Source organism: Niallia sp. Sow4_A1 (assembly GCF_052116745.1).
In the GTDB taxonomy this organism is placed as follows: Bacteria; Bacillota; Bacilli; order Bacillales; family Cytobacillaceae; genus Niallia; species Niallia hominis.
The window spans coordinates 42,962-61,259 of record NZ_JBQKKM010000031.1 but is presented as its reverse complement, the minus strand read 5'-3'; the positions used below and the strand labels follow the sequence as shown (position 1 = coordinate 61,259).

Here is an 18,298-nt window from a genome sequence, read left to right as displayed (position 1 = left end):
AGAACTGTCCGTAAAGGTCCGATTGGTTCAACTAATCATCAGTGGGGGAAGGCATCCCACTGATGAAAGTTTCACTTTATCCCACTCTTAACGGACAGTAACTCTCCCCTTCAAGCAGTAGGAGAATGCGAAGAAGTTAATGGGAGAAGAACTGTCCGTAAAGGTCCGATTGGTTCAACTAATCATCAGTGGGGGAAGGCATCCCACTGATGAAAGTTTCACTTTATCCCACTCTTAACGGACAGTAACTCTCCCCTTTAAGCAGTAGGAGAATGCGAAGAGGTTAATGGGAGAAGAACTGTCCGTAAAGGTCCGATTGGTTCAACTAATCATCAGTGGGGGAAGGCATCCCACTGATGAAAGTTTCACTTTATTGTACATGAATTATTTATTTTTTCCAAAAAGGAGGGGCGAGAGATGATTCTGGTTGAAAAATTACATATAGAAGAAATTCCAGTTTTGCATATTGTAAAAAAAGACCACTATGATCAAAAACGACCATATATTCAATTTACACACGGCTTTACCAGTGCAAAGGAGCATAATCTCCATTTTGCCTATCACTTAGCAGAGAAGGGATTTCGCGTTGTTCTCCCTGATTGTTTATATCACGGAGATCGAGAGCAGGGATTATCCTCTATGGAATTATCGATGAATTTCTGGCAAATTGTGATGAAAACGATTGATGAAATGGAAGAGATAAAAAATTATTTTAGCAAGAAAGAACTTATTGATGAAAAGTATATAGGTATTGTTGGAACAAGTATGGGCGGGATTGTTACATTAGGTGCATTAAAAAAGTATCCGTGGATTAATACTGCTGTGAGTTTGATGGGAATGCCATATTATGAGAAATTTGCTCACTATACCATTTCTGAAGTGAAAAAAAGAGGCTATGAGCTGCCGCTTAGTGAGAGGGAAATCGAGGAGCTAATTAGGCAATTAGAAGAACTGGATTTAAGCAAGGCACCAGAAGCTTTACAGCATCGTCCTCTGATGTTCTGGCATGGGAAGAAGGATGAAGTTGTACCATATTCCTATTCTCATCAGTTTTATGAACATATAAAGCCACTGTATGAGGAAGTACCCGATCGATTAGTATATCTTTCGGAAGAAAATACAGGTCATAAAGTAAGTAGAAGTGCTATGCTGAAAACAGTGGAATGGTTTGAAAAACATTTAGAAGCTGGATTGTAAAAAGAGTGATTCAAATCCTTTTTTCTAGACATCATTATTTGTTATAGTGTTATTATAAAGATAAAATTTCTCTTGAAGAAGATAGGAAATATGCTTGACCATAAATAAATATAAGGGGTGCCTTCACATGAATGAAGAACTAAAAGATAGTATAATGGGTGCACTGGAGCTTGTAATCGATCCAGAACTTGGTGTTGATATTGTAAACTTAGGTTTAGTTTACGATTTGGAGCTTAAAGAAGATGGTCTATTGGTGGTAACGATGACGTTAACAGCAATGGGATGCCCACTTGCAGGTGTTATTGTTGATCAAGTAAAAGCAGCCTTAACCGACATTCCAGAAGTAAGTGATACAGAAGTAAATATTGTCTGGTCTCCAGCTTGGACGAAAGATAGAATGTCAAGATATGCAAAAATCGCCTTAGGCGTGAGATAAGTAGCTCGTATTAAGAAGAAGGGAAACCTTCTTTTTTTCTTTATTTTTAATATACTGTATATTATGAAAAGTGGTATGATAGTTAAAAGTGAAATTTTTGTGAACGTTTAGTAAGAAGGAGTGAGATTGAATATGAAGGATCAGCTAGATAGACCACTAAGGGATTTACGCATTAGTGTTATTGATCGCTGTAATTTACGGTGTCAATATTGCATGCCTAAAGAAATTTTTGGTCCAGATTATCCCTTTCTTCCTCCAAGTGAATTATTAACTTTTGATGAGATAGAAAGAATTGCAAAACAGTTTGTTCAGTTAGGTGTCGAAAAAATTAGATTAACTGGCGGAGAGCCATTGTTACGAAAGGATTTGCCTTTGCTAATTGAAAGGCTTGTTCAATTAGAGGGTGTTCATGATATTGCTTTAACTACGAACGGGATTTTTCTTCCAAAATATGCGAATGATTTAAAAAAGGCTGGTCTCAAGCGAGTAAATATTAGCTTGGATAGTATGAATGATGAATTATTTGGGGCTATGAATGGAAGAAATGTAGGCGTCACTCCTGTAAAAAAAGGAATAGAAGCAGCTAAAAAAGCTGGCTTAGGAATTAAAATAAACATGGTAGTAAAAAAAGGGATGAATGATTCAGAAATAATTCCGATGGCCACCTATTGCAAAGAAAATGAATTAGAGCTTCGATATATTGAATACATGGATGTTGGTAGCACAAATGGATGGAAGATGAAGGATGTCATTACAAAGAAAGAAATCTATAGGCAATTGCAAGAAAACTTTGACTTAGAGCCGGTAGAGGCCGATTACTTTGGAGAAGTTGCCAAAAAGTATCAATATAAAGATTCCGATGTGCTTGTCGGTTTTATTACTTCCGTTTCTGAATCCTTTTGCACAAGCTGCACAAGAGCAAGGCTATCTGCTAATGGTTATTTATATACATGCCTGTTTAATGAAAAAGGGCATAGTATTCGGGACTTTATTAGAGAAGGCGCAGATGATTTAGCTTTGTCTGCTTTTATCAAGAATATTTGGCAACAGCGAACAGACAGGTATTCAGATGAAAGAACAGAAGAAACGGCAAAGCTACGAAAAAAAATCGAAATGTCTTATATTGGTGGCTGATTTTTATTCATTAATAAATATGTATCAAAGGTGATAATAGTGGTAGAAAGAAGAATTCCGATTTCTGTAAAGGAAGCTGTAATGAGAGTAATGAAATTTGCAAAAGAGGGGAAAAAAGAGGAAGTCTCTATTTATGAATGCAATGGAAGGTTTTTATGTGAAGATATTGTAGCGAATCATGATGTCCCTTCCTTTGATCGGTCTGCATATGATGGGTTTGCCATACGCTCTGTTGATTTAAAAGGGGCAAGCAAGGAAAAGCCAATTACACTATCAGTCATTGATGAAATAGGTGCTGGTCAAGTTTGTCAAAAAAGAATTGGAGAATATGAGGCTGTCAGAATTATGACAGGTGCAATGCTACCTAGTGATTGTGATGCAGTAGTAATGTTTGAGGTCGTTAAAGAGGGCAGAGAATATGATCAGCCTTATATTATAATCGATCATGAAGTGGAGAAAGGAACGAATCTTTCTTTTCAAGGAGAAGATGTAAAAAAGGGGAAAGTTCTTGTAGAAAAAGGAACAAAAATTAACCCAGGCATTATGGCGCTTCTAGCTACTTTTGGTTACGAGAAAGTTCCAGTTGCTAAAAAGCCGATTATTGGAATATTTGCTACGGGAACGGAATTATTAGAAGTAGATGAACCGTTAGAAAAAGGAAAAATCAGAAATAGTAATGCCTATATGATAATGGCGCAAATAGAAAGAGCAGGAGCAATACCTGTCTATTTTGGAAAATTACAAGATGTATTTACAGTAAGCTATGAAGCGATGAAGGAAAAACTTGAATCGGTAGACATATTAATTACAACCGGTGGAGTTTCGGTTGGTGACTATGATTTGCTTCCAGCTATTTACAAAGAACTGGGAGCTGAAGTGCTTTTTAACAAAGTTGCGATGAGACCTGGAAGTGTGACAACGGTTGCTCATTTAGATGGCAAACTTTTATATGGCTTATCAGGGAATCCATCAGCTTGCTATGTTGGATTTGAAATTTTTACAAAACCAATCATTAGAAGATATCTCTTTTCTTCCAAACCGCATTTACAATCTGCACCTGCAATATTAGGAGAGGATTTTTTGACAGCCAATGCTTTTACTCGTTTTTTCCGTAGTACAGTTAGTTGGAAAGAGGATGGATTACATACCGTACCAAGTGGTGTAGATAAATCGAATATTGTAACAAGTCTTGCCTTTGCTAATGCATTAACGATCCTTCCTAGCAATTCTACAGGTTATCAAAAGGGGGAGCGTGTAAATGTTCTTTTATTGGAAGAGGAAGAAGGCTCTGAATGGCCCTGGAATTAACAGTGCGAGGGTAAGAACTAGCTGAAGGGAAATTTTTTATTTAAAGGAGGTGAATAGATGGAATTTAAGCAAATAAAACCGAAAAAAATATACGAAGAAGTAGCAGATGCTCTGTACGAAGCAATAAAAAAAGGACAATTGAAGTCTGGCGAAAAATTAGCCTCTGTTCAGCAATTAGCTGACAACTTTCAAGTTAGTCGTTCCGCAATGAGAGAAGCGCTGACAGCCTTAAAGGCAAAGGGGTTAATTGAACTGAAGCAAGGGGAAGGAACATTTGTAAAAACATATCATCCAGAGGAAGTAGTATTTTCTTTTCCCCAAGCGGTTCTTATGAACAAGAAAGATGTCATGAATTTACTGGAAGTAAGAAGAATGATTGAAAGTGGAGCGGCAAAATCTGCTGCGGAAAACCGCACGAATCAAGACTTAATAGAAATGAAAGCTGCATTAGAGAAGATGAGTGCTGCGAATGGAGGAGAGGAATTAGGGGAAGCGGCAGATTTAGAATTTCATCTGTCTGTAGCTAAAGCGACAAATAATGCATTGCTCGTAAATCTATTGATGAATGTATCAGATCTCATGCAAGAAACGATGAAAGAAACAAGGCAAATTTGGTTATATTCAAAGCAGACAACGATGACTCAGCTTTATGAGGAACATTTGCTTATCTATCAAGCTATTTTGCATCAAGAATCAGAAAAGGCAGTTAGTGCCATGACTCAGCATTTAGAAAATGTAGAAGAGATATTAATCAAATATTTTGCTAAAAAGGAGAAGTGACATAAATAGTAGGTGTTTGTTTTTAATCGTTTACTAGAACTATTTAAAGTTTTGAAATCGCTTTAAAAATTTTATTAAGTCATCAGATGACCTGTTCATTAGTGTTCATATGCTTTTAGAAAATGATGGTGTATATCTAGAAAGAGGGGATTTGAAATGAAAGTAACATTATTTGCTACCTGTCTTGTTGATATGTTTCAAAGTGATGTTGGGAAAGCAACAGTTGAATTATTAGAAAGATTAGGATGTGAAATAGATTTTCCAACAACACAAATATGCTGTGGGCAGCCATCCTATAATAGTGGCTATGTAAAGGAAACGAAGGAAGCGATGAAAACAATGATGAAGACCTTTCAGGATGCAGAATATATTGTCTGTCCGTCTGGTTCTTGTGCCTATATGTTTCATGAATATGAGCATATTTTTAAAGGGGATCCGGTCTGGGAGCCAATCGCAAAAGAGCTTGCCACAAAGACATTTGAATTAACACAGTTTATTGTAGATGTCTTAAAAATAGAAGATGTCGGGGCAACATTTCACGGGAAGGTTACCTATCATACATCCTGTCATATGACAAGATTGCTAGGGGTAAAGGAAGCTCCTATTAAGCTATTAAAAAATGTTCGTGGAGTGGAATATACCGAATTGCCATTAAAGGAGAATTGCTGCGGATTTGGGGGGACCTTTTCGGTGAAAATGGGGCAAATTTCAGAACAGATGGTGGATGAAAAAGTCGCTTGTGTCGAATCAACAAATGCTGAATATTTAGTTAGTGCAGATGCAGGCTGTCTAATGAATATTGGAGGAAGAATGGATCGAAAGGGCAAAGCAATAAAAGCTTTACATATAGCAGAGGTATTAAATAGTCGAGAATAAAATGGGGGGATTTAATAGCTATGTCGATGAAAACAAGCTCACAAAAATTTAAAGAGAGAGTTTCAACAGAGTTGGAAAATGAATTTATGCGTGGTGCTGTATCAAAGGCGCAACAAACCATTCAGACAAGAAAAAACACAGTTACAGAGGCAATGGGGAATTGGGAGGAATGGCGGTCCCATGGTGAGGAAATCCGTCAGCATGTATTAGAAAATCTAGATTACTATCTATTTGAACTAAGTGAACAGGTAGCAAAGCGTGGAGGTCACGTCTTTTTTGCGAAAACCGGTGAAGAGGCAAGTAAGTATATTGAACAAGTAGCTGTAGAAAAAAAGGTGAAAAAAGTAGTAAAAGCAAAGTCGATGGTCACAGAAGAAATCTCCTTAAACCAAAAGTTGGAGGAGGCTGGATGTGAGGTTATTGAAACGGATTTAGGAGAATACATTTTGCAGGTGGATGATCATGATCCCCCTTCCCATATCGTTGTTCCAGCCTTGCATAAAAACAAAGAACAAATCCGTGATGTGTTTACAAAAAAACTAAACTACACCAATACGGAAAAGCCAGAAGAATTAGCATGGCATGCAAGACAGGTGCTTCGAAATGAGTACTTAACAGCAGATATGGGGATTACTGGCTGCAATTTTGCTGTAGCAGAAACAGGATCGATTACGCTCGTAACGAATGAAGGAAATGCAGACTTAGTCGCAGCTCTCCCAAAAACACAAGTCGTTGTAATGGGAATGGAACGGATAGTCCCTACTTTTTCCGAAATGGAAGTATTGGTTGGGATGTTAACGAGAAGTGCTGTTGGGCAAAAGCTAACGAGTTATGTAACAACACTAACTGGGCCAAGAGAAGAGGGAGATGTGGACGGACCAGAGGACTTTCATCTAGTTATTGTGGATAATGGCCGCTCGGATATACTTGGCGGAGAGTTCCAATCTGTTCTGCAATGTATACGTTGTGCAGCATGTGTAAATGTTTGTCCTGTATACAGACAGGTTGGTGGACATTCATACGGCTCCATATACTCCGGACCAATTGGGGCAGTTCTTTCTCCTTTGTTAGGTGGCTATGAAGAGTATAAGGAGTTGCCGTATGCTTCGACTCTTTGCGGAGCATGTACAGATGCGTGTCCTGTTAAAATTCCTCTACATGAGTTGTTGCATAAGCATAGACAAGTAATTGTCGAAAAGGAAGGAAAAGCACCAATTTCTGAAAAAATGATTTTTAAAGCTTTTGGTATTGGAGCATCTTCCCCAAAACTATATAATATTGGATCTAAAATGGCTCCTGCAGTGACAAAGCCATTAGCAAAAGGCGATAAAATTACAAAAGGTGTTGGCATGTTAAAAGAATGGACAGATATTCGCGATCTTCCTGCACCAAATAAAGAAAGATTCCGTGATTGGTTCAAGAATCGAGAGAAAGGAGAAGATAAAAAATGACAGGGACAATCGAGAACAGGGAAGCTTTTCTTGAAACAATTGCTTCTAAATTAGGCAGACAAAGAAAAACGAAGTTAGAAAAACCTCGTTGGGCCTATCAGCCACAAGAAGAGGTACTTAAAGAGGCATCGAAGGATGAACTGGTTGAGGTTTTAAAATCGCAATGTACGCTTATTCATACAGATTTAGTCATTACTTCCCAAAAGGAACTCACCAATACACTGCATCATTTCATTAAAGAGTATGGTGGCGGAAATATTGTTACTTGGAAGGATGTTCGATATCAACAGTATGGACTCGAGGAATTATTTAACGAAAAGCTACCCAAAGAAGAAATCGAGGTATTTGAGTGGGACCCAATATTAGGAAAAGAGAATATTGAAAAGGCAGAGAAAGCAAATATTGGAATTACGATAAGTGAAATGACTTTAGCAGAATCAGGTACAGTTGTTGTTTATAGTGGAAAAAATCGTGGAAGAACGGTCAGTTTTTTACCTATAAACAGTGTGGTTATTATTCCAAAAAGCACGATTGTCCCACGAATGACGCAGGCAGCAAAAATCTTAAGAGAAAAAGTACAAAACGGAGAAGTGCTTCCGTCTTGTATTAACTATATTACAGGACCAAGTAACTCAGCTGATATTGAAATGGATTTAGTTGTTGGGGTCCATGGGCCAGTAAAAGCTGTTTATATAGTAGTAGAAGATTTATAAATGAGCTTTTTGTGAAAATTTCTGACACCACTAGATAAATGCCTCATATGATGTTGATGTTGAATCAAGAAATTCTCTATCTTTATGGATTAAAGTGAAGTTTTTTCCATGAAGATAGAGGGCTTAGAATTTTCTCGAGTAGAATGGATACCGGCAGAAATGCATATAGTGTTCGAAGCAAAGGAGAAAGGATTGAAAATAAGCAGATATGATCCAAACAAAAGAAGAAATAATCAAAATAGCATATACGATCCACACATATTCCAACAATCTTCATCTAAAAATTTTCCACACAAACAATCTAATTAAATTCATTAACCTATTACCTATATTATTATCAGAAAAATAAGAAAACTATTACTTTTATGAAAAAGTGTTGATTTTATGTGCAGTAGTTTTTATAATAAGAGAATCTTAGATTAATAATTATAAATAAAAATGATTAAATATACAATTATTCAATCGGAAGGAGGAAGTCATGAAGGCAGCTATAATTGGTACAACTGGCTATGGTGGTGCGGAATTAATTAGAATTTTGCATAGCCATCCATTATTTACAATTAAGTCTGTACATACAACAAGAGATGAAGTTCCAGTATGGAATGAATATCCCCATTTATTTAATATTATGGAGAATAAATTAGAACAAATTAATCCAGAAAAAATAGCAAAAGAATGTGATATTGTTTTTTTTGCTACTCCTACAGGTGTATCTGGAAGATTGGTTCAAGAATTCGTAGATAAAGAAATACAAATGGTCGATTTATCTGGGGATCTTCGATTAAGGAATACAGATGATTATCAAAAATGGTATCAAAAAGAACCTGTTTCAGCTGAACTTGTCAATAGTTTTGTATATGGTCTTTCCGAATGGAATAAAGAAAATATAGCTTCTAGTAAGAGAATTTCGAACCCAGGATGCTATCCCACTGCAACTCTATTAGGATTAGCACCAGTAGTGAAAGAAAATATGATTTTACCAAATAGTATCATTGTTGATGCGAAATCTGGTATATCGGGAGCGGGAAGGAGTCCGTCTAGGGCTAATATGTTTGCTGAAATGAGTGAAAATTTTAAAATTTATAAAGTGAATCAACATCAGCATATTCCCGAAATAGAGCAACAATTAGCTGAATGGAATTCTGAGATGAAAGCTATTACTTTTTCAACTCATCTGCTGCCGACAAGCAGGGGGCTAATGGCAACTATATACGCGACATTAAATAAAATGGTCACAAATGATTATTTGCATGATTTATATATGGAAATGTATAAGAATAGTCCTTTTGTGCGAGTGAGACCACTTCATACCTATCCTTCCATTAAAGAAGTAACAGGTTCCAATTATTGTGATATTGGAATAAATGTGGATGAACGTACAGGAAGGTTAACGATTGTATCCGTTATTGATAATTTAATGAAAGGGGCTGCGGGTCAGGCCATTCAAAATGCAAATGTGATGAATGGCTATGAAGAAACAACTGGATTACAGTTTCTTCCGCTTTACCCATAAGGAGGAGCCTACGTGCAGGTTATTAACAATATTCATGAACATTCATCACATATTGAAGTAATAAAAGATGGAAATATCGTCACTCCGATTGGCTTTAAAGCTGCTGGTGTGCACGCAGGACTTCGATATAACAAAAAAGATATTGGCGCCATTATAAGTGAAGTTCCAGCAAATTGTGCTGCCGTATATACAACAAGTCATTTTCAAGCTGCACCTTTAAAAGTAACGCAAGAATCTATTGCAAAGGAAAAGCAAATACAGGCAGTGGTAGTTAATAGTGCATGTGCAAATGCATGTACAGGAGAGAAAGGCTTAAAGGATGCCTATCAAATGAGAAAAATGATGGCAGACTATCTTCATATTAAGGAAGAATATGTTGCTGTTTCATCTACAGGTGTAATTGGTGAATATTTACAAATGGATAAAATTGAAAAAGGCATTAAAAACTTCGATTTTAATGCCACGCTGAAAAATGCCGAAGCCTTTCAAGAGGCAATTCTTACTACTGATACAGTAATGAAGAAATGCTGTTTTGCCGCTACTATCAATGGGGTTACGGTAACAATGGGAGGAACAGCAAAAGGATCGGGGATGATACATCCTAATATGGCAACAATGCTTGGCTTTATTACGACAGATATAAATATTTCGTCTGAAGTACTACAAGGTGCTTTAAGTAAAGTTATTCCAACCACTTTTAATCAAATTACAGTGGATGGAGATACCTCAACAAATGATACAGTGTTAATTATGGCAAATGGAATGGCGAAAAATGAATCACTTACAGAAGATCATCCTGATTACCCAATCTTTTTGGAACTGCTTGCTACATCATGTGAGAGTCTTGCTAAGCAGATTGCAAAAGATGGTGAAGGAGCAACGAAGCTTGTGGAGGTAAAAGTTTCAGGAAGTAATAATGACGATGAAGCACGTGTTATTGCCAAACAAATTGTTGGATCCAACTTAGTAAAAACCGCAATTTATGGGTCAGATGCTAACTGGGGAAGAATTATCACTGCTATCGGTCAAACCAAAACTTCAGTAAATCCTGAAAGAGTAGATATAGCGATTGGGGATATCATTATGCTCAAGGAAAGTGAGCCACAATCCTTTTCAGAGCAAGCGGCAATCAATTACTTAAATCAGGATTTCATTCAGATATTTGTAGATCTGCATAATGGAGATGGCGAAGGAAAAGCATGGGGCTGCGATTTATCTTATGATTATGTCAAGATAAATGCTAGCTACAGAACCTGAGGTGAAATCGATGAAAACCATTGTTATAAAATGTGGGGGAAGTGTAATCGATCAACTAACTTCAGAATTTTTTACTAGTTTAAAAAGGCTAAAAGCTAATGGCTATCAGCTAGTATTTGTACATGGTGGCGGTCCAGACATTAACGAGATGCTTGATTATTTTCAAGTGAAAGCAACATTTCATAATGGGCTTCGTAAGACAACAGAAGAGGCACTGGAAATTGTAGAGATGGTTCTGTCTGGAAAAACAAATCGTAAGTTGGTTCAGTTGTTAAGGGAGAACGGCTTAAATGGTATTGGTCTTAATGGGACAGACGATAATTGTATAAATGCATCTATTATTGATGAAGAAAAGCTTGGCTTAGTAGGGGCTGTTTCAAAGGTGAATGCAAGGTTGATTTACACCTTATTAGAAGAAGCTTTAATCCCAGTTATAACACCTTTAGGAATTACAGAGGATGGTAGGAAATTAAATATAAATGCAGATTATGTGGCATCAGCAGTAGCTAAGTATTTACATGCGGAACAATGTCTCTTTGTTACAGATGTAGCGGGAATCTTAATAGATGGAAGGCTTCAATCAGTAATGGCACAGGAGGAAATTAATCATTTTATCGAAACTGGTCAGATTAGTGGTGGAATGATTCCAAAAGTTACTTCTGCCATAGCTGCATTAGAAAGTGGTTTAAATAGTGTAATGATTGTATCAGGCAAAAAACAATTTTTTGATGGGGAAGACTTACTTGGAACAAAAATCGTTGTGAAAGAAGGGATTATAGAATGAGTCATTTATTCCCAACCTATTCAAAATGGGAAATTGAGCCAGAATCAGCTAAAGGAAGCTATTTATATAGTAAGGATGGGGGCGTTTATTTAGATTTTACATCAGGGATAGGTGTTTGTAATTTAGGTCATTGCCATCCGGAAGTAAAACAGTCTGTAGAACAACAATTAAATAAGTTTTGGCATGTTTCTAATCTTTTTCCAATAGAATTGCAGGAGAAGGCAGCTGAACTGTTAACAAATGCGTCTGGATTAGATCTTGTTTTCTTTGCAAATAGTGGGGCAGAAGCAAATGAGGCAGCGATTAAGCTAGCAAGAAAGGCAACGGGAAAAACTAAAATTCTAACTTTTATGCAATCCTTCCATGGAAGAACATTTGCAACAATGTCCGCAACGGGTCAAGATAAAATCAAGCAGGGATTTGGTCCAATGCTAGATAAATTTGAATATGTTCCTTTTAATGATTTAGAAGCTTTACAGCAGCTATTAACAGAGGATGTAGCAGCAGTCATGCTTGAGGTGGTGCAAGGAGAAGGCGGAATTTTTGTTGCTTCAAAAGAGTTTTTACAAGGAGTAGAAGCACTTTGCAAAGAAAAAGGCGTTTTGCTAATCATTGATGAGATTCAAACAGGGATTGGTAGAACAGGAAAAGCCTTTGCATTTCAGCATTTTGGAATTAAACCAGATATTATCAGTTTAGCAAAAGGGATGGCAAATGGTATACCAACAGGTGCTATTGTTGCAGATGGAAAGTTAAAAGAATTTTTCGGACCAGGTAGTCATGGAACAACATTTGGAGGAAATCCTTTAGCAATGGCCGCAGCCGTAAAAACAATGGAAATCATCTTTCAGCAATCCTTTTTAGATGATGTACAAAAGAAAAGTGAATGGATTATTAGTGTTCTAAAAGAAAAGCTAGTTGGAAATCAACTAGTGAAGGATATTCGTGGATTAGGATTAATGATTGGAATTGAACTGGATATGCCAGTAGCTTCGATTTTGGGAGAATTAAGAAAAGAAGGATTAATGGTTTTAAATGCTGGAGAAAAGGTTATACGATTATTACCAAGTCTTAATACTCTACAAGAAGATTTCGAAAAAGCGTTAGAGATATTAGAAAAAAATCTAAATATTCATGCGAAAATCACAATCTAATATGTATTTTTTTGCATGATAATGTATAATTATAAGAAATAAAGAGTAACTATACATTCATTATCGAGGTGTAAACACAATGGAAGGTTATCTTCACTTAAGCAATGGTGTGAAATATAAAGGCGATTTTGCAATAGAGGCAAAAGTCAAAGAGGTAAAGGGAGAAATCGTATTTTTTACTGGAATGACTGGGTATCAGGAAGTATTAACAGACCCTTCGTATAAGGATCAAATAATCGTATTTACGTATCCGCTAATCGGAAATTATGGAATCAATAAGGAAGATTTTGAGAGCAAACAGCCACATGTAGCGGGTGTTATTGTTTATGAATCAAATAGCGAGGCTTATCATTATCAGGCTGAATATTCACTACAGGATTATTTGAACAAATGGGATATACCGATGCTTACACATGTGGATACTCGATCGATTGTCAAAAATATAAGACAATCGGGTTCCATGCCTGCAGTTATGACTGCAGAAAAAGAGATTACTAGTAATACCTTTTCTTTAAAGGAAGATGGAAAAGTAGCAAAAGTTTCAGATAAGAATTTTAAAACATATGGACAGGGAGAATATCATATTGTCCTCGTTGATTTCGGAAAAAAAGAAAGCATGTTAACGGCATTATTAGAACGTGAATGTAAAGTGACGGTAGTACCATATAATACAGAATTTACAAGTATTAAATCATTACAACCTGATGGAATTCTTCTTTCCAATGGACCAGGGGACCCGAAGGAATTAGAGGGGATTTTGCCAACCATTAAAGCGTTGATTACGCATTATCCAACACTTGGTATATGCTTAGGGCATCAGCTTGCAGCATTAGCACTTGGGGCAGAAACAACTAAACTATCATTTGGACATAGAGGAGCCAATCATCCTGTAATGGATCGAAAGAAAAAGAGGGTGATTATGTCCTCACAAAATCATAGCTATGTAGTGAAAGAAGAAAGTTTAACTGCTACTGGCTGTGAAGCAAGATTTTATAATCTTCACGATGGATCGGTAGAGGGACTGTCTCATAGCATGTATCCATTGCAAACTGTTCAGTTTCATCCAGAGGCGAATCCAGGACCTTCTGAAGGTTGTTATGTATTTGATGAATTTATAGAAGACGTTAAAGCAAATAATGGGAGAGTTTTTGCATATGCCTAAAGACACGACGATAAATACTATACTTGTAATAGGATCAGGACCAATTGTAATTGGTCAGGCAGCAGAATTTGATTATGCTGGTACACAAGCATGCATGGCTTTAAAGGAAGAAGGATATAAAGTCATACTTGTTAATAATAATCCAGCTACAATCATGACAGATGAAACATTTGCAGATTCGATATATTTCGAACCATTGACAGTAGATGTATTAGAAATGATTATTCAAAAAGAAAAGCCTGATGGAATCCTTGCAACTTTAGGGGGCCAAACAGGATTAAATCTTGCATTTCAACTTAGTGAACAAGGCATTTTAGAAAAGTATCAAGTGAAATTACTGGGAAGCTCTATCGAATCGATTAAAAAAGGAGAAGATAGAGAAGCGTTTAGAGAATTAATGTATCACTTAAATGAGCCAGTACCAGAAAGCAAAATTGTTCATAAAGTAGAAGAAGCTGTAGACTTTGCCAATGAAATAGGTTTCCCTATCATTGTACGCCCTGCCTATACGCTAGGCGGAACAGGTGGCGGCATTGCTGAAAATATGGAAGATTTCACTAATCTTGTAACTGGTGGCTTGAAAGAAAGCGCAATTGGTCAATGCTTAGTGGAAAGAAGTATTGCTGGCTTTAAGGAAGTAGAATATGAGGTAATGCGAGATAGCATGAATACATGTATTACCATTTGCAATATGGAAAACATCGATCCAGTTGGAATCCACACTGGTGACAGCATTGTTATTGCTCCATCTCAAACATTGACAGATGTAGAATATCAAATGCTTCGTTCTGCTTCTATTAAAATCATTTCTGCATTAGGAATAATTGGCGGATGCAATATCCAATTTGCATTAGACCCGAACAGCAAGAAATATTATTTAATTGAAGTAAATCCAAGAGTAAGCAGATCATCTGCCTTAGCTTCTAAAGCTACTGGCTATCCGATTGCAAGAATGGCTGCAAAATTGGCAGTTGGTTACACGCTAAATGAACTGATAAATCCGGTTACCGGCGATACATTTGCAAGTTTTGAACCAGCATTAGATTATGTAGTTGTTAAGATTCCTAAATGGCCATTTGATAAATTTCCTGCTGTATCAAGAAAACTAGGAACACAAATGAAGGCAACAGGAGAAGTAATGGGAATAGATCGGAATATGGAGCGGGCTTTATTAAAAGCAATTCGCTCCCTTGAAATAAAAGGGAACGATTTAACGTTACCTGGATTAAACGAGATGTCTGTTGAAGCGTTATATGCAAAAATGCTCGAACAAACAGATGAAAGATTTTTTGTCATTCTCGAACTTATTAGAAAGTCAGAGTCAGTTACTAAAATCCATGATATAACAAAAATCGACTTGTTTTTCCTGCATAATTTTAAAAGATTAATAGATATGGAAAAAGAAATAATCCATTCTTCGCTCCAAACAGTAACAAAAAAGGAGTTATGGAAGTGGAAAGAAAAAGGGTTTAGTGATGCCTTTTTAGCCAGTGCTTGGAATTGCTCTGAAAAAGAGATTCGAGCAAAACGTAAACAATTTGCTGTGCTCCCTATTTATAAAATGGTGGATACATGTGCGGCTGAGTTTGAAGCAAAGACAAATTATTATTATTCCAGCTACTATGGAGATAATGAACAAAATAAAAGTGATAAACGAAAAGTGCTTGTTATTGGTAGTGGACCAATAAGAATTGGGCAAGGAATAGAATTTGATTATTGCTCTGTTCATGGAGTATTTGCTTTAAAAGAAGAAGGAATTGAAACGATTATTATTAATAACAATCCTGAGACCGTCAGTACTGATTTTGCTACTGCAGACCGCCTGTATTTTGAACCATTAGTAGTAGAGGATATTATGAATGTTATCGAATCAGAGGGAATCAAGGATGTCATTGTACAATTAGGTGGTCAAACAGCACTTAATGTTGCAAAAGAGCTAGAAGCATACGGTGTTCGTATTCTGGGATCAAACAGCAGTACCATTGATGTGTTAGAAGATCGGGATTTATTTTATAAGCTTTTAGAAGAAGAAGATATACCGCATATTCAAGGAGATATAGCGGAAAGTGAAGCGCAGATTATACAATCAGTGCAGAAAATAGGTTTTCCAGTTCTAATCCGTCCATCTTACGTTATTGGCGGCAAAGGAATGGAACGTATTAATGATGAAGATGCATTACAATTATATTTGCAAACAGATGTACCATATCCAGTGCTTGTTGATCAATTTATGGAGGCATCTGAGGCAGAATTGGATTTGGCCACTGATGGAGTCGATATTTGTGTTCCAACTATTATGGAGCATATTGAGAAAACAGGAGTACATTCAGGCGATAGTCTATCATTATTACCTGCTAGAAATTTATCGTTAAACATAAAAGAAAAAATGATTACTTATGCTAAAAAAATTGTAAGACATACAGGTTATAAAGGGTTAATGAATATCCAATATATTATTAATAACGAAGAGGTTTATGTGCTTGAAGTTAATCCTCGTGCCAGTCGCACCGTTCCGATTGTAAGTAAAGTAACTGGGGTGCCACTAGTACAAATTGCGACAAAAATATTGCTTGGGAAATATGCTTTCACTGAAGAAGAAAAGACGTTTACCGATGATATTAAATTTACTTGTGTCAAGTACCCTGTTTATTCCAATTATGCTTTAAAGGGCTTAGATTCTAAAGTAGGACCAGAAATGCGTTCAACAGGCGAGGGGATTGCACTTGCTTCCACTGTTGAAAAGGCTTTGAAAAAAGTCTTTCATCCTACCTTAAAGAAAATGCCGAAACATGAAATGAAAGTAGTTGTAAAAACGACAGAAGACTTAGAGGCGATTTATAAAGTGGCTGAACAGGTACAGCTTTCTGTAAAAATGGCTGATAATAATACGGTTGAATCGTTATTAAAGGATAAGAGAACAGTTGCTTTTTACAATCCAACAAATTTAAAAGAAGATAAATTATCTCGTGAATTAGCTACAAGAAATCGGATAATTACTTTTACACAAAAGGAAAGCTTAGAGGCATTTATTACCTCTTTCAAAGAGAACGAATTAACTGTTCATTCCATTCAGGAATGGCATGAAGAGATAAAAAAAGGAGTGAGTACGGTATGATGATCGCATCCGATTTAAATTTAAAGGGAAAAGATTTATTAACATTAGCTGATTATTCAAAAGAAACGATTCTTGAATTACTCGATAAGGCAAAGACAATAAAGGAAGCGCACTTGAATGGAGAATTATTTGCTCCTCTTCAAGGGAAAACATTGGGAATGATTTTTGAGAAATCATCTACAAGAACAAGAGTATCCTTTGAAGCAGGCATGCATCAGCTAGGAGGTCATGCCCTTTATCTAAATAGTCGTGACCTCCAAATCGGAAGAGGAGAAACTATTTCTGATACCGCAAAAGTTCTATCACAATATGTGGATGGGATTATGATTCGTACATTTTCTCACTCAATTGTGGAAGAATTAGCAGAGCATGCAACAATCCCAGTGATTAATGGGTTAACGGATTTGTATCATCCTTGCCAGGCATTAGCAGACCTGCTTACGATATTAGAAGTGAAAGGGACTTTAAAAGGTTTAAAGCTTGCCTATATTGGTGATGGAAATAATGTTGCCCATTCCTTGCTAGTAGCATGCTCAAAGGTAGGGATTGATATTTCCGTTGCTACACCGAAAAATTATGAAGTAGATACAAAAGTGGCAGAATTAGCTTATTCTTTTGCTGAAGCAAGCGGCAGTGAGATTGTCCTTACAAATGATCCAGTGGAAGCTGTCCACCAAGCAGATGCCATATACTCGGATGTATGGACCAGCATGGGACAGGAAGCGGAAAACGAACAGCGTTTAAAGGATTTCCAAGGCTTTCAAATTAATGCAGACTTAGTGAAGCATGCAAAAGCGGATTATATCTTCTTACACTGTTTACCAGCCCATCGAGAAGAAGAAGTAACAACAGAAATTATTGACGGGAATCATTCATATGTCTTTCAACAGGCAGGAAATAGATTGCATGCACAAAAAGCACTATTAGTGGAAATTTTAAAATGAAAAAGTCCTTGACGATTAACTATTGTTAATCGTCTCAGTTAGTCGACAAAAAGATTTTTAAAAAGATAAATTAAATTTATATCCGTTGCTTGGAGTGGAAGGGGTGAGACTCCTGTGGGATTAGCGAGACAGCTGAGACCCTGCAGGCTGTAGGCCGAAGCGGCTCAGCGCGAGCCCCACGGAAAGCGAACCCCTGTAGCGGAAAGCAACATCTTATTCGAAGAGATTAGTAAATATACTATAGAAAAACGTCTGTTCTCTAAAATTTCGGAGTTTGTCTACAGTCTTTGACGATTAACCATTGTTAATCGTCTTTTTCTGTGGAAATACTATCTTTAGTATGTGTAAACAATTTATAACTAACCAACTTCAATACCAGTAATTATTTTCCGTAATTTTCATTTGAAAAAAGGCCATACTAATAGCAGTTAAGTAATATCAACTTTCTCTTCGTGTTTACTTAACTGCTCAAAT

Annotated in this window: 15 protein-coding genes; all 15 read left to right on the top strand. The window is 36.6% G+C overall.

Going from position 1 to position 18,298, the window contains the following annotated elements:
- The first annotated feature begins 417 nt into the window (after window positions 1-417).
- The 15 genes from ACTQ5K_RS16615 (at window position 418) to argF (ending at window position 17,824) form a co-directional block, all read left to right on the top strand.
- Entirely contained in the window at window positions 418-1,197 is a 780-nt protein-coding gene (locus ACTQ5K_RS16615) for an alpha/beta fold hydrolase (RefSeq protein ID WP_284561074.1), read from the top strand.
- A 127-nt stretch (window positions 1,198-1,324) separates the two neighbouring features.
- Complete coding sequence (locus tag ACTQ5K_RS16610) at window positions 1,325-1,633, top strand: metal-sulfur cluster assembly factor (protein ID WP_031538181.1); 309 nt, start codon at window positions 1,325-1,327, stop codon at window positions 1,631-1,633.
- Window positions 1,634-1,753: 120 nt separating this feature from the next.
- The gene (moaA, locus tag ACTQ5K_RS16605; RefSeq protein ID WP_284561073.1) at window positions 1,754-2,767 is read left to right on the top strand and encodes a GTP 3',8-cyclase MoaA; all 1,014 of its coding nucleotides are present in this window, start codon (window positions 1,754-1,756) and stop codon (window positions 2,765-2,767) included.
- 39 nt (window positions 2,768-2,806) lie between these two features.
- Complete coding sequence (locus ACTQ5K_RS16600; RefSeq protein WP_284561072.1) at window positions 2,807-4,075, top strand: molybdopterin molybdotransferase MoeA; 1,269 nt, start codon at window positions 2,807-2,809, stop codon at window positions 4,073-4,075.
- A gap of 57 nt (window positions 4,076-4,132) precedes the next feature.
- The gene (locus tag ACTQ5K_RS16595; RefSeq protein WP_441994086.1) at window positions 4,133-4,855 is read left to right on the top strand and encodes a FadR/GntR family transcriptional regulator; all 723 of its coding nucleotides are present in this window, start codon (window positions 4,133-4,135) and stop codon (window positions 4,853-4,855) included.
- A gap of 156 nt (window positions 4,856-5,011) precedes the next feature.
- Window positions 5,012-5,731 carry a (Fe-S)-binding protein gene (locus ACTQ5K_RS16590; protein WP_031538186.1) on the top strand — a complete coding sequence of 240 codons (720 nt, stop codon included), beginning with the start codon at window positions 5,012-5,014 and terminating at the stop codon, window positions 5,729-5,731.
- 20 nt (window positions 5,732-5,751) lie between these two features.
- A complete protein-coding gene (locus tag ACTQ5K_RS16585; RefSeq protein WP_031538187.1) occupies window positions 5,752-7,182 on the top strand; it encodes a LutB/LldF family L-lactate oxidation iron-sulfur protein in 1,431 nt (476 codons plus the stop codon).
- On the top strand, window positions 7,179-7,895 hold the full coding sequence (locus ACTQ5K_RS16580; RefSeq protein WP_031538188.1) for a LutC/YkgG family protein: 717 nt from the start codon (window positions 7,179-7,181) through the stop codon (window positions 7,893-7,895). The genes ACTQ5K_RS16585 and ACTQ5K_RS16580 overlap by 4 nt, the downstream gene beginning before the upstream one ends.
- Before the next feature lie 478 nt (window positions 7,896-8,373).
- Window positions 8,374-9,408, top strand: coding sequence for an N-acetyl-gamma-glutamyl-phosphate reductase (gene argC / locus ACTQ5K_RS16575; RefSeq protein ID WP_031538192.1), 1,035 nt, complete (start codon window positions 8,374-8,376; stop codon window positions 9,406-9,408).
- 12 nt (window positions 9,409-9,420) lie between these two features.
- The gene (gene argJ, locus ACTQ5K_RS16570) at window positions 9,421-10,665 is read left to right on the top strand and encodes a bifunctional ornithine acetyltransferase/N-acetylglutamate synthase (RefSeq protein ID WP_031538193.1); all 1,245 of its coding nucleotides are present in this window, start codon (window positions 9,421-9,423) and stop codon (window positions 10,663-10,665) included.
- 10 nt (window positions 10,666-10,675) lie between these two features.
- Complete coding sequence (argB, locus tag ACTQ5K_RS16565; RefSeq protein ID WP_251628612.1) at window positions 10,676-11,449, top strand: acetylglutamate kinase; 774 nt, start codon at window positions 10,676-10,678, stop codon at window positions 11,447-11,449.
- Window positions 11,446-12,603, top strand: coding sequence for an acetylornithine transaminase (locus tag ACTQ5K_RS16560; protein ID WP_251628597.1), 1,158 nt, complete (start codon window positions 11,446-11,448; stop codon window positions 12,601-12,603). The genes argB and ACTQ5K_RS16560 overlap by 4 nt, the downstream gene beginning before the upstream one ends.
- A 79-nt stretch (window positions 12,604-12,682) precedes the next feature.
- Window positions 12,683-13,765: a carbamoyl phosphate synthase small subunit gene (locus tag ACTQ5K_RS16555; RefSeq protein WP_031538197.1), complete on the top strand. Its 1,083-nt coding sequence runs from the start codon at window positions 12,683-12,685 to the stop codon at window positions 13,763-13,765.
- Window positions 13,758-16,880, top strand: coding sequence for a carbamoyl phosphate synthase large subunit (locus ACTQ5K_RS16550; protein ID WP_441131376.1), 3,123 nt, complete (start codon window positions 13,758-13,760; stop codon window positions 16,878-16,880). The genes ACTQ5K_RS16555 and ACTQ5K_RS16550 overlap by 8 nt, the downstream gene beginning before the upstream one ends.
- Window positions 16,877-17,824 carry an ornithine carbamoyltransferase gene (gene argF / locus ACTQ5K_RS16545; protein ID WP_396953883.1) on the top strand — a complete coding sequence of 316 codons (948 nt, stop codon included), beginning with the start codon at window positions 16,877-16,879 and terminating at the stop codon, window positions 17,822-17,824. Before ACTQ5K_RS16550 ends, argF begins: the two co-directional genes overlap by 4 nt.
- The last annotated feature ends 474 nt before the right edge of the window (window positions 17,825-18,298 follow it).

Excerpts from the sequence above, each read along its gene's own strand:
- ACTQ5K_RS16615 (WP_284561074.1), top strand. The coding sequence starts at position 418 with ATGATTCTGGTTGAAAAATTACATATAGAAGAAATTCCAGTTTTGCAT.
- ACTQ5K_RS16555 (WP_031538197.1), top strand. The coding sequence starts at position 12,683 with ATGGAAGGTTATCTTCACTTAAGCAATGGTGTGAAATATAAAGGCGAT.
- ACTQ5K_RS16580 (WP_031538188.1), top strand. The coding sequence starts at position 7,179 with ATGACAGGGACAATCGAGAACAGGGAAGCTTTTCTTGAAACAATTGCT.
- argF (WP_396953883.1), top strand. The coding sequence starts at position 16,877 with ATGATGATCGCATCCGATTTAAATTTAAAGGGAAAAGATTTATTAACA.
- argC (WP_031538192.1), top strand. The coding sequence starts at position 8,374 with ATGAAGGCAGCTATAATTGGTACAACTGGCTATGGTGGTGCGGAATTA.
- ACTQ5K_RS16595 (WP_441994086.1), top strand. The coding sequence starts at position 4,133 with ATGGAATTTAAGCAAATAAAACCGAAAAAAATATACGAAGAAGTAGCA.
- ACTQ5K_RS16590 (WP_031538186.1), top strand. The coding sequence starts at position 5,012 with ATGAAAGTAACATTATTTGCTACCTGTCTTGTTGATATGTTTCAAAGT.
- ACTQ5K_RS16550 (WP_441131376.1), top strand. The coding sequence starts at position 13,758 with ATGCCTAAAGACACGACGATAAATACTATACTTGTAATAGGATCAGGA.
- argB (WP_251628612.1), top strand. The coding sequence starts at position 10,676 with ATGAAAACCATTGTTATAAAATGTGGGGGAAGTGTAATCGATCAACTA.
- ACTQ5K_RS16585 (WP_031538187.1), top strand. The coding sequence starts at position 5,752 with ATGTCGATGAAAACAAGCTCACAAAAATTTAAAGAGAGAGTTTCAACA.
- ACTQ5K_RS16610 (WP_031538181.1), top strand. The coding sequence starts at position 1,325 with ATGAATGAAGAACTAAAAGATAGTATAATGGGTGCACTGGAGCTTGTA.
- ACTQ5K_RS16560 (WP_251628597.1), top strand. The coding sequence starts at position 11,446 with ATGAGTCATTTATTCCCAACCTATTCAAAATGGGAAATTGAGCCAGAA.